General features: G+C 48.6%; 11 protein-coding genes. 4 read left to right on the top strand and 7 right to left on the bottom strand.

What is annotated here, in order from left to right:
• Positions 1 to 114: 114 nt before the first annotated feature.
• The 4 genes from D8682_RS09050 to nagB all read right to left on the bottom strand — a co-directional run bounded on the left by D8682_RS09050 (position 115) and on the right by nagB (position 4132).
• The gene (locus tag D8682_RS09050) at positions 115 to 867 is read right to left on the bottom strand and encodes an HAD-IIA family hydrolase (RefSeq protein ID WP_064548660.1); all 753 of its coding nucleotides are present in this window, start codon (positions 865 to 867) and stop codon (positions 115 to 117) included.
• 62 nt (positions 868 to 929) lie between these two features.
• A complete protein-coding gene (locus D8682_RS09045; protein ID WP_064548658.1) occupies positions 930 to 2150 on the bottom strand; it encodes an N-acetylglucosamine repressor in 1221 nt (406 codons plus the stop codon).
• Between the two features lie 7 nt (positions 2151 to 2157).
• Positions 2158 to 3306 (bottom strand): N-acetylglucosamine-6-phosphate deacetylase, encoded by a 1149-nt coding sequence (gene nagA / locus D8682_RS09040; RefSeq protein WP_121814108.1) that lies wholly within the window; start codon positions 3304 to 3306, stop codon positions 2158 to 2160.
• A gap of 25 nt (positions 3307 to 3331) precedes the next feature.
• Complete coding sequence (nagB, locus tag D8682_RS09035) at positions 3332 to 4132, bottom strand: glucosamine-6-phosphate deaminase (RefSeq protein WP_064548655.1); 801 nt, start codon at positions 4130 to 4132, stop codon at positions 3332 to 3334.
• A 335-nt stretch (positions 4133 to 4467) separates the two neighbouring features.
• On the opposite strand from nagB, the gene nagE reads away from it, so the two are divergent.
• From nagE to chiQ, 4 genes are all read left to right on the top strand, one after another.
• Positions 4468 to 6492, top strand: coding sequence for an N-acetylglucosamine-specific PTS transporter subunit IIBC (nagE, locus tag D8682_RS09030; RefSeq protein WP_074388595.1), 2025 nt, complete (start codon positions 4468 to 4470; stop codon positions 6490 to 6492).
• Between the two features lie 179 nt (positions 6493 to 6671).
• Positions 6672 to 8339: a glutamine--tRNA ligase gene (gene glnS / locus D8682_RS09025; RefSeq protein WP_064548654.1), complete on the top strand. Its 1668-nt coding sequence runs from the start codon at positions 6672 to 6674 to the stop codon at positions 8337 to 8339.
• Between the two features lie 473 nt (positions 8340 to 8812).
• Complete coding sequence (gene chiP / locus D8682_RS09020; RefSeq protein WP_064548651.1) at positions 8813 to 10210, top strand: chitoporin; 1398 nt, start codon at positions 8813 to 8815, stop codon at positions 10208 to 10210.
• 47 nt (positions 10211 to 10257) lie between these two features.
• The gene (gene chiQ / locus D8682_RS09015; RefSeq protein ID WP_064548649.1) at positions 10258 to 10587 is read left to right on the top strand and encodes a ChiQ/YbfN family lipoprotein; all 330 of its coding nucleotides are present in this window, start codon (positions 10258 to 10260) and stop codon (positions 10585 to 10587) included.
• Between the two features lie 89 nt (positions 10588 to 10676).
• Here chiQ and fur read toward each other — a convergent pair whose 3' ends face one another.
• The 3 genes from fur to ybfE form a co-directional block, all read right to left on the bottom strand.
• The gene (gene fur / locus D8682_RS09010) at positions 10677 to 11129 is read right to left on the bottom strand and encodes a ferric iron uptake transcriptional regulator (RefSeq protein ID WP_064548647.1); all 453 of its coding nucleotides are present in this window, start codon (positions 11127 to 11129) and stop codon (positions 10677 to 10679) included.
• A 286-nt stretch (positions 11130 to 11415) separates the two neighbouring features.
• The gene (gene fldA / locus D8682_RS09005; RefSeq protein WP_064517084.1) at positions 11416 to 11946 is read right to left on the bottom strand and encodes a flavodoxin FldA; all 531 of its coding nucleotides are present in this window, start codon (positions 11944 to 11946) and stop codon (positions 11416 to 11418) included.
• A gap of 152 nt (positions 11947 to 12098) precedes the next feature.
• Positions 12099 to 12380, bottom strand: a complete 282-nt coding sequence (ybfE, locus tag D8682_RS09000) for a LexA regulated protein (protein ID WP_121814107.1) — start codon at positions 12378 to 12380, stop codon at positions 12099 to 12101.
• Positions 12381 to 12434 lie beyond the last annotated feature (54 nt).

Below are 12434 nucleotides of genomic sequence, written 5' to 3'. Positions count from 1 at the left end.
ATGAGGGAATAGACGGAATAATTAGCGGGTCGGCAATTTAATGAAAGGATCGTTAAATGATGGTTGCAGATTGATAGGGTGGATTAGCGAATGCATTATCCACCACTTAAACGTTTAGATAATATCGACTTCAGCGACCGACGGGTAAATCCACGAAGGGCGGAACGGCATGGCATCAATATCGTTTAACGTCGAAACACCCGACAGCACCAGAATGGTTTCTAAACCCGCCTGGAAGCCTGCAAGAATATCGGTACGCAAGTTATCGCCAACAATCACCGTATGCTCGGAATGCGCCTGCATCTTGTTGAGTGCGGCACGGATAATCCACGGGCTAGGCTTGCCGACACAGAACGGTTTACGACCCGAAATTTTCTCGATCCCTGCGCAAAGCGCACCACAGGCTGGATAGTAACCACGGCCATGTGTATCAGGGTTAGTCGCAATAAAGCGAGCGCCGTTAGCCACAAAATAGGCGGCCTTGTGCATCATTTCCCAGTTATAGGAACGTGTTTCCCCGACGATAACAAAGTCTGGGTTGATGTCAGTGATTGTGAAACCGGCTTTATACAGCTCGTGAATCAATGCACCTTCACCGACAACATAGGCTTTCTTCCCTTCCTGACGGCGCAGGAAATCGGCAGTAGCCATTGCGGAGGTATAGAAGACGCTGTCCGGCACATCAATACCGGCGGATGCAAAACGGTTCGCCAGATCCTGGCCTGTCTGCGAAGGGTAGTTAGTCAGCAGAACTAACGGCATGCCCTTTTCCATGATGCGCGCTAAGAATTCATTAGCACCTGGTACGGCGATGTTGTCGTGCATCAGCACGCCGTCAATATCACAAATTACATTCTGAATGGTCATTGATTACCTTGGCTCACATTTCAGGAAGGCGTAACTATATCGTAAAAAGGCTTACGGCTGAGTTAACTTTCCAGCAAACGTTGCAGCAGAACGCCATTCAACATCGAGCGTTTCACCAAAGCAAACGCGCCAATAGCGGAACGGTCATCGAGTTTTGAACGCACGACAGGCAGGTTTTTGCGGAACGCTTTCAGTACCTGAGTGTTGATACAACTTTCAATCGCGGGCAGAAGCACTTTTTCGGCTTCAATGATTTCCCCGGCAATCACGACTTTTTGCGGGTTAAACAAGTTAATGGCAATGGCGATGGCTTTACCAAGATGGCGGCCAACATGTTCAATGACTTCGCAGGCTAGCGCATCGCCTTTATTGGCGGCTTTGCAGATGGTAGTAATATCGCAATCTTCGAGTGTCAGGCGGCTGTTGTAACCTTGTTCAAGTAAGTGACGCACACGATGTTCAATAGCGGCATTAGCCGCAATCGTTTCCAGACAGCCGAAGTTCCCGCAGTGGCAACGCTCGCCTAAAGGATCCACCTGAATGTGACCAATCTCTCCGACATTACCGTTACGGCCAATAAAAATTCGCCCGTTGGATAAAATCCCCGCCCCCGTGCCGCGGTGAACGCGCACCAAAATGGAGTCATCACAGTCGTGAGTTGCACCAAAGTAGTGCTCAGCAAGTGCCAGGCTACGGATGTCATGCCCCACATAGCAGGTCACTTTGAACTGTTTTTCAAGGCTATCGACCAGCGACCAGTTGTTCACCTGGATATGTGGCATGTAACGAATCACGCCGCTTTCAGGGTCAACCAGACCAGGCAAGATCACTGAGATAGCGATCAGCTCACGCATCTTGCGTAAATTTTGCTCGATGAACTGCGATATAGCATTGAGTAATGCGTGCTCAAGCGTTTCCTGAGTACGTTCAGGAAGGGAGTAATGTTCTTCGGCAAGCGGTTTAGCGCTGAGATCAAACAGCGTGATGGTGGCGTCATGGCGGCCAAGACGCACGCCAATGGCGTGGAAATTGCGGGTTTCAGTAATAATTGAGATAGCGCGGCGGCCTCCGGTGGAAGCCTGTTGATCAACTTCTTTGATCAAGCCGCGCTCAATGAGCTGACGAGTAATTTTCGTGACGCTGGCCGGTGCAAGCTGGCTTTGCTCGGCAATCTGAATGCGGGAGATTGGCCCGTGTTGGTCGATCAGGCGGTATACCGCCGCGCTATTCAGCTGTTTTACCAGATCGACATTACCAATTTGAGCCTGTCCGCCAGTCGTCATGCCTTAATTACTCAGTTACGACCTCGTTACCATTAACGAATGTCTTGGTGATTTTAAAATCGCGGGTAAATGCCGTCAGGTTGGCGACTTTCCCAGCTTCGATAGTCCCTATTTGCTGCTCAACACCGATCGCTCGGGCAGGGTAGAGAGTGGCCATACGCAAGACTTCGTCCAAAGCGATACCTGCATGCTCAACCAGGTTACGTACCCCTTCAATCATCGTCAGGGCAGAACCGCTCAGCGTACCGTTCTCATCTACACATAAACCATCACGGTAGTATATTGTTTTTCCTGCGAAAATGAACTCGTCGATATTCGCACCCGCCGGAGCAGTTGCATCGGTGACCAGGCAAAGCTTATCGCCCTTAACCTTTTTCGCCGTACGAATATTGGCATAGTCCACATGCAAGCCATCGGCAATGATACCGCAGTAAACATCGGGTTCATCAAAAATTGCGCCTGCAAGACCCGGTTCACGGCCAGTGATATATGGCATCGCATTGAAAAGGTGGGTTGCGAAGGTAATTCCCGCACGGAAACCAATTTTGGCTTCTTTTACGGTTGCATTGGAGTGCCCGGCAGAAACGACAATGCCAGAAGCGACCAATTTGCTAATGACTTCTGGTGCCACCATTTCTGGCGCTAAAGTGACTTTGGTGATCACATCTGCGTTTTGGCACAGGAAATCGACCAGTTCGGAGTCAGGTTTACGCACGAAACTTGGGTTGTGCGTACCCTTTTTCACCATATTCAGCCATGGGCCTTCAAGATGCAGACCGAGCGCCTGGTGCTGATATTTCGCCAGGTATTCGCGCATCACTTTCACGCCTTGCTTCATCAGCTCATCGCTGCTGGTAATCAGTGTTGGTAAATAGCTGGTGCAGCCAGAACGCTCATTGGCTTTCTGCATGATTTCCAGCGTTTCAACGGTCACCGCATCGGCTGAATCGTTGAACTGCACACCACCACAACCATTCAACTGCACATCAATAAAACCGGGGGCGATGATTGCACCGCCCACATCGCGAGTCTCAATACCCGCTGGGAGATCTGAGCGCGGGCAAACGCGTTCAATCAGGCCGTTCGCGATAATTACCGCGTGATCATCAAGAATTTCATGGCCGGTATAAATCCGACCGTGAGTTAATGCAAACATAGGTACCCCCGGTAATGACTATTACTTAAAGATCTTTGATATTTTCTGCTTCAAGTTCATTGAAGTACTTCAGCGTCTTCACTTTCAGTTCCATAGTGGACGGCTCATCACAAACTACCACTGCTTTAGGATGCAGTTGCAGACAGCTAATGGTCCACATGTGATTCACGTTGCCTTCCACAGCCGCTTGCAGCGCTTGCGCTTTCAAATGACCAAGAACCAAAATCATCACTTCTTCTGCATCAAGCAGTGTGCCCACGCCAACAGTCAGCGCATATTTTGGCACTTGAGAGACATCGCCACCAAAGAAACGGGAGTTTGCAACACGGGTGTCATGAGTCAGCGTTTTGATACGAGTACGGGATGCCAAAGAAGATGCCGGTTCGTTGAACGCGATATGACCATCGTTGCCTACGCCACCCATAAACAGGTGAATTTTGCCGTAAGAACGAATTTTTTCTTCATAGCGACGGCACTCGGCGTCAACATCTTCGGCGTTACCATTCAGCAGGTTGATGTTTTCCGCTGGGATATCAACGTGATCAAAGAAATTGCGGTGCATGAACGTATGATAGCTTTCCGGGTGCTCTTTTGGCAGACCAACGTATTCATCCATGTTAAAGGTGACGACGTTTTTAAAGCTAACCTGGCCCGCTTTGTGCATCTCTACCAGCGCTTTGTACGCTTCAAGAGGCGTGCCGCCAGTTGGCAGACCCAGCAAGAAAGGACGATCTGCTGTCGGATTAAACGCATTGATACGCTTAACGATATGGCGTGCTGCCCATTTGCCTACTTGAGCCGGGGTAGCCAGGGGAATCAGTCTCATCATTCACCTCATAAGTTAATAGAAATACGGATGTCGCCAGATTGATTATCCGAACCCTCTAAGGGTAAACCAGTTTCTTCCTGGTCATAACGGCATCAATCCGTCTTGATTTTTCGGATGATAAAATAAGTTTTAGTCGATAGCTAGCCAAAGGGGAGTGCAATAACAATATTTGGTGATTTTAATCACAAAAAAAGGGTGTTTAATTTGCGATACGAATTAATTTTTCACACACTCAGAAGGTTGGTGAATCTTCGCCATGCTTTCAAGGTTTGTTAAACAATAATAAAACTGCTTTGAACGAGCCTTAACGGGGTCTCATAGGGGGAATTAACGTGAGTATTCTTGGTTACATGCAAAAGGTTGGCCGCGCACTTATGGTGCCGGTTGCCACATTACCAGCCGCAGCCATATTAATGGGTGTTGGCTACTGGATTGACCCAACGAGCTGGGGCGGTGATAACGCATTAGCCGCGTTGTTCATCAAATCTGGTGCTGCAATTATTGATAACATGGGTGTGCTGTTTGCCATTGGTGTGGCTTACGGTATGTCCAAAGATAAAGATGGTGCTGCTGCACTAACCGGCTTTGTCGGTTTCCTGGTTCTGACCACACTTTGTTCGCCAGCGGCTGTTTCCATGATCAAGCATATTCCGCTGGATCAGGTTCCGTTTGCGTTCTCTAAAATTCAGAACCAATTTGTTGGTATCATGGTGGGGATTATCTCCGCAGAGTTGTACAACCGCTTCAGCAGTGTCGAACTGCCAAGAGCGTTGTCCTTCTTCAGCGGCCGCCGCCTGGTTCCAATCCTCACCTCCTTCGTGATGATTGCTGTTGCCTTTATCATGATGTTCATCTGGCCAATCGTGTTTAGCGGCCTGGTAAACTTTGGTGAGCACATTCAGAAGTTGGGTTCTGTTGGCGCAGGTGTTTATGCGTTCTTCAACCGTCTGCTGATTCCAGTGGGTCTGCACCACGCGCTGAACTCCGTATTCTGGTTCGACGTTGCGGGTATCAACGATATTCCTAAGTTCCTTGGCGGTGCTAAATCTATCGCTGAAGGTACCGGTATTGTGGGTATCACAGGTCGTTACCAGGCTGGTTTCTTCCCAATCATGATGTTCGGTCTTCCTGGTGCTGCGCTGGCAATTTACCAGTGTGCGCGTCCTGAAAACAAAGCCAAAGTCATGGGTATCATGATGGCGGGTGCGTTTGCTGCCTTCTTTACTGGTATCACCGAACCGTTGGAATTCTCCTTCATGTTCGTGGCCCCAGTTCTGTATCTGATTCACGCAGTGCTGACGGGTATCTCCGTATTTATCGCAGCAAGCATGCATTGGATTGCTGGTTTCGGCTTCAGTGCGGGTCTGGTGGATATGGTGCTTTCTTCCCGTAACCCACTGGCGACACACTGGTACATGCTGATCCCGCAAGGCCTGGTGTTCTTCGCTATCTACTACGTTGTGTTCCGTTTCACTATCACCAAATTCAATCTGTTGACCCCAGGGCGTGAACTGGCTGTTGCAGGTGATGAAACTGATGGTCAGGACGTGAATGTTAGCGCCAATAGCAATCAAGATGTTTCTGAGCTGGCTCGTCAGTACATCGCTGCTGTGGGTGGCTCAGCTAACCTGACAGGTATCGACGCGTGTATCACTCGTCTGCGCCTGAACGTAAAAGACTCTTCATTGGTTAACGAATCTCTGGCTAAACGCCTGGGTGCAACCGGTGTTATCCGTCTGAACAAAACCAGCGTGCAAATCATCGTCGGCTTCGTTGCTGAGAAAATTGCTAACGCAATGAAAACGGTAGGTGATGTTGCAGCGGCTCCAGTTAGCGCTACAGCTGCACCGGTTGCCGCAGCTACTGCAAAACCACAGGCTGTACCAAACGCTGTCACCATCGCCGCTCTGGTTTCTCCAGTAACGGGTGATGTGGTTGCTCTGGAACAAGTTCCAGATGAAGCCTTCGCCAGCAAAGCAGTAGGTGATGGTGTTGCTGTTAAGCCAACCGAGAAAATGGTTGTCGCGCCAGCTGCCGGTACTATCGTTAAGATCTTTAACACCAACCACGCGTTCTGTCTGGAAACCGAAAAAGGTGCAGAAATCGTTGTCCATATGGGCATTGATACTGTCGCACTGAACGGCCAGGGCTTTACTCGTCTGGTAGAAGAGGGGGCTGAAGTGGTTGCAGGCCAGCCGATTCTGGAAATGGACCTTGATTTCCTGAACGCAAATGCTCGCTCCATGATTAGCCCGGTTGTTTGCAGCAACATTGATGACTACAGCGGTCTGGTTATTCAGGCGCAAGGTTCAGTGGTTGCGGGGCAAACGCCTCTGTACGAAATTAAAGGCAAATAATCGCTCCTGAGTCATAGATTGTGCCTTTAGCGGCTGGAGAGTATTTTCTCCAGCCGCTTTTTTATTGCCCCAGCTTGACCCTTCCCGATCCCCTTATTTATTCAACAAAAGGTTGTTTCCGACGCTTGCTTATAAGATCATGTGCCGATAACTGAAGTTTTTGCACAGAGGAACCCGCGATGAGTGAGGCAGAAGCCCGCCCAACTAACTTTATTCGCCAGATTATTGATGAAGATTTGGCTAATGGTAAGCACACCAGCATTTGCACCCGTTTTCCGCCAGAGCCAAATGGCTATCTGCATATCGGCCATGCAAAATCCATCTGCCTGAACTTTGGTATCGCACAAGATTATCAAGGGCAGTGCAACCTGCGTTTCGATGACACTAACCCAGCAAAAGAAGACATCGAATTCGTAGATTCAATTAAGCACGATGTTGAATGGCTTGGTTTTCACTGGTCTGGCAATGTGCGCTACTCCTCCGATTATTTCGATCAGTTGTTCAACTATGCTGTAGAGCTTGTCAATAAAGGTCTGGCGTATGTTGACGAACTGACTCCAGAGCAGATCCGTGAATATCGCGGCTCATTGACCGCACCTGGGAAAAATAGCCCATACCGCGATCGTAGCGTCGAGGAAAACCTCGCGCTGTTCGAGAAAATGCGTAACGGTGAATTTGCTGAAGGCACTGCGTGCCTGCGTGCGAAAATCGACATGGCATCACCATTTATCGTGATGCGCGATCCGGTTATTTACCGCATCAAATTTGCTGAACACCATCAGACTGGTACCAAGTGGTGCATCTATCCGATGTACGACTTCACGCACTGCATTTCCGATGCGCTGGAAGGTATTACTCACTCTTTATGTACGCTGGAGTTCCAGGACAACCGTCGTCTGTACGATTGGGTGCTGGATAACATCACTATTCCTGTGCACCCGCGTCAGTACGAGTTCTCTCGCCTGAATCTCGAATACTCCATCATGTCTAAGCGTAAGCTGAACCTGCTGGTGACTGAGAAAGTAGTGGAAGGGTGGGATGACCCACGTATGCCAACCATTTCTGGCCTGCGTCGTCGTGGTTACACTGCCGGTTCTATTCGTGAGTTCTGTAAGCGTATTGGCGTGACCAAACAAGACAACACCGTTGAAATGGCTGCTTTGGAATCATGTATTCGTGATGACCTGAACGAAAACGCCCCGCGCGCGATGGCAGTGCTCGATCCGGTGAAAGTGATTATTGAAAACTTCCCGCAGGGCGAAGTGGAAATGGTCACCATGCCAAACCATCCGAACAAGCCAGAAATGGGTAGCCGCCAGGTGCCGTTCAGCCGTGAGATTTACATTGATCGTGCTGACTTCCGCGAAGAAGCGAATAAGCAGTACAAGCGTCTGGTGTTGGGCAAAGAAGTCCGCCTGCGTAATGCTTATGTGATTAAAGCCGATCGTGTTGAGAAAGATGAAGCCGGGAATATCACCGTGCTGCATTGTTCCTACGATCCGGACACATTAAGTAAAGACCCGGCTGATGGCCGTAAAGTAAAAGGCGTTATTCATTGGGTAAGTGCTGAACACGCCTTGCCAGTTGAAATTCGCCTTTACGACCGTCTGTTCAGCGTGGCTAACCCAGGTGCGGCGGAAGATTTCCTGGCAACGATCAACCCAGAGTCTCTGGTGATTAAGCAAGGTTTCGTCGAACCAAGCCTGCAAAATGCTGAGAAAGGCAAAGCGTATCAGTTCGAGCGTGAAGGTTATTTCTGCCTTGATAGCCGTCTGGCAACTGCGGAAAAACTGGTGTTTAACCGCACCGTTGGTTTGCGTGATACCTGGGCCAAAATAGGCGAGTAATTAGTTATACACGCAGTCAATATGTAACAAAGACGCCGCAAATCGCGGCGTTTTTTTTTGCTTAATAATCACAGGATTAAATATTTACTTACATTCGCGATGCGAATTAATGTTATTTATATTTCCCTGGGAATTCTCTGGCTGGTCAATCTCGGAACATAATAAATCCTTTCTTTTATCATGTGAGCGCTCTCATATGGTGGTTTATATCAATATTTGTTGATTTATAAACATAAAATTCCACAGTTGATTTTTGTTACAAATACTCATGAATTATGTGCTCTCTGTCATAATATCGGAATGAACTCTTACAAAGTCGTTGATAATTCGCGTCGCGAAAAATAGTCTTATGGGGAGCAGTAAATGCGGGAAAATATTTATAACCGCTTTAGCCGTTAGGCATTTTTACTTTTTTCGCTATCTGACGTCTTTTAACGTCCGGCGATTATTTATACGTCAAAGAGGAATTTTATATGCGTACGTTTAGTGGCAAACGTAGTGCGCTGGCCCTTGCTATTGCAGGCGTCACGGCTCTTTCTGGACTGGTTGTTATCCCTCAGGCAAGTGCAGCAGGTTTTTTTGATGATTCAACACTGACCGGTGGTGTTTATTACTGGCAGCGTGAACGTGACCGTAAAGATGTTACGACAGATAAATATGAAACTAACCTTTCTCACGCTACCTGGAACGCCAATCTGGACTTCCAGTCCGGTTATGCTGCTGACATGTTTGGTCTGGATATCGCCGCCTTTACTGCTATCGAAATGGCAGAAAATGGCGACAGCGGCCACCCGAATGAAATCGCATTTTCCTCTTCAAACAAAGCTTACGATGAAGATTATTCCGGCGATAAGAGCGGTATAAGCCTTTATAAAGCCGCAGCTAAATTCAAATACGGCCCGGTTTGGGCCCGTGCGGGTTACATCCAGCCAACAGGGCAATCTTTATTAGCGCCACACTGGAGCTTCATGCCTGGTACTTACCAGGGCGCTGAAGCCGGGGCAAACTTTGATTATGCCGATGCTGGTGCTCTGAGCTTCTCCTACATGTGGACCAATGAGTATAAAGCTCCGTGGCACCTGGAGATGGACAAGTTCTATCAGAACGATAAGAACACCAAAGTTGAGTATCTGCACTCGCTGGGCGCGAAGTATGACTTCAAAAATGATCTGATTCTTGAAGCGGCATTCGGTCAGGCAGAAGGGTATATCGACCAATACTTCACTAAAGCAAGCTACAAATTTGATGTAGCTGGCAGCCCATTGTCTACCAGCTACCAGTTCTACGGTTCGCGTGACAAAGTCTCTGATGGCAGCGTTAACGATCTGTATGACGGCACCGCATGGTTGCAGGCTCTGACATTCGGCTACAAAGTGGGCCAGGTTGACCTGCGGCTCGAAGGTACCATGGTCAAGGCTGATGGCCAGCAGGGCTACTTCCTGCAACGTATGACCCCAACTTACGCATCGTCAAACGGTCGTCTGGATATCTGGTGGGATAACCGTTCTGACTTCAACGCCAATGGTGAAAAAGCCATCTTCGCGGGTGCCATGTATGACCTGAGCAATTGGGATCTGGCTGGTTGGGCTGTAGGTGCTTCGTATGTTTACGCATGGGATGCAAAACCAAGCTCTAAACCAACCACTGACGGTTACTACGATGCTGACAATCGCCTGAAAGAATCGGCGTACAGCCTTGATGCGTTGTACACCATTCAGGATGGGCGCGCGAAAGGCACTCTGTTCAAACTGCACTTCACTCAATACGACAACCACTCCGACATCCCAAGCTGGGGCGGTGGTTACGGCAACATCTTCCAGGATGAGCGTGACGTGAAATTCATCGTCATCGCACCGTTCACCATCTTCTGATTCGATTCCGGGCGTGAAAGCGCCCGGTTTTATAAAGGATATCGAGCATGAAAAAAATCATTTTGGTTACGGTCATGGCTTTAGGTTTGAGCGCCTGCGCACAACCCTCTAAAACGGCACCGGAAGATACAAAACTGAAACAAGCCTATAGCGCCTGTATCAATACCGCAGAAGGGAATCCTGATAAAATTCAGGCCTGTCAGAGCGTGTTAAACGTGCTGGGTCAGGAAAAGGAACACCAGGAATTTGCGAAGAAAGAAACGGTGCGCACCCTGGATTATCAAAACTGTATTCAGGCCACTCGTACTGGTAACGACCAGGCGGTAAAAGCCAAGTGCGATAAAATCTGGCAAGAGATTCGTGCGAACAACAAGTAATCTGTGAATTCAGGCAATAAAAAAACCGGTGAGCTTCCTCACCGGTTTTTTTATACCTGACATCTGGTTCAGAATGTCAGATATGCGGATTACTTTTCGCTGATTTCGTGTGCATTCTCGTCGGTACGGCAATCACCTTCAGCGCAGTGACCGTAAAGGTACAGGCTGTGGTTGGTCAGACGGATGCCATGGCGTGATGCGATTTCACGCTGACGAGATTCAATTGAATCATCACTGAACTCAATAACTTTGCCGCAGTCCAGGCAAATCAGGTGGTCGTGGTGATGTTGTTGAGTTAACTCGAATACGGATTTGCCGCCTTCGAAGTTGTGACGAGTGACAATGCCTGCATCATCAAACTGGTTTAGTACACGATAAACTGTGGCGAGACCAATTTCTTCGCCCATATCAATCAGACGTTTGTATAAGTCTTCCGCACTGACATGATGGTTCACCGGACCCTGTAGCACTTCAAGGATTTTTAATCGCGGAAGCGTGACTTTCAGGCCGGCCTTCTTCAATGCGGTATTATTGTCAGTCATGCGGAAATTGTCCTGTTGCTTAACGGATCGCTCGGACTCAGGGTGAGCGTTAAGATGAATGCGTCTCATTATAGAACTGCAGATTCTAAATGGAAACCGCAAGTATTATTCATAATCAAGCTAAAAAATGGCGGCTGAGTCGCGATTTAATTGCCTTGTTAGCTATTTAGCCAGGGGGTCATTGTACAGGGACAAACCGAAAAGTTAAAAATTTGTAGCGATTATTTTAATCGGAATAATCTATCAATGTGACGCAACCCGTTTAAAAGCTGCGTCACATCCAGAATCAGGCGTTGATGATATCTGCCAGGTTCAGCTCGTCAGAAACTTGTTTGACCCATTTCTGAACGCGTTCAGCAGTCAGTTCTGGTTGACGATCTTCATCGATAGCCAGACCGACAAAGTGATCGTCGTCAGCCAGACCTTTAGAGGCTTCAAAATGGTAGCCCGCCGTTGGCCAGTGACCGACGATAGCAGCACCGCGTGGCTCAATGATGTCACGGATAGTGCCCAATGCGTCACAGAAGTATTCTGCATAGTCTTCCTGGTCACCACAGCCGAACAGGGCGACCAGTTTGCCGTTGAAATCAACTTCTTCCAGAGTCGGGAAGAAGTCATCCCAGTCGCATTGCGCTTCACCGTAATACCACGTTGGAATGCCGAGAAGCAGAATATCGAAGCCTTCCAGGTCTTCTTTGCTGCTCTTAGCAATGTCATGCACCTCAGCAACGTCTTTACCGAGCTGTTTTTGAATCATCTTCGCGATATTTTCGGTGTTACCAGTGTCGCTGCCGAAAAAAATGCCTACGATTGCCATGAGTAAAATAACCTCTTGATACTTAATGGTATGGTGGCTGCTAATTGGCCACAGATAGGGCAATCATAGCAGAACACATTGCGGTGCGGAAACTGCTATCAGCCTGTTGTGCACAGACTGCAACATCGTATTCCGGGCATATAGCCTTTCAACTAACTGAGATGCTGCTTCAGTTGCGCGAGTAGAATCTCTTCAATCAACTCACTACGACTGATATTGCGCGCTTCAGCCAGATGATTTAGTGCATCTACTGCATCGTTATTGAGCTTCAGTTCCACTCGCTTCAGGCCGCGTACTTTATCGCGCTTGAGCTGGTTGCGTTTGTTGATACGCAGTTGCTCATCACGCGTCAGCGGATTAGTTTTTGGCCGCCCGGGGCGACGCTCGTCCGCGAACAGATCTAATGTAGTACGGTCCGTTTGTTCTTTTGCCATGATTAGACTACTGACAGGGAATTCAGGTGGCACGGAGCGGGGTGCTCTGGCGCA

The sequence above is a fragment of the Buttiauxella sp. 3AFRM03 genome (genome assembly GCF_003675305.1).
GTDB lineage: Bacteria > Pseudomonadota > Gammaproteobacteria > Enterobacterales > Enterobacteriaceae > Buttiauxella > Buttiauxella ferragutiae.
The sequence above is the reverse complement of the archived record's forward strand: the minus strand, read 5'-3'. Positions and strand labels throughout refer to the sequence as shown.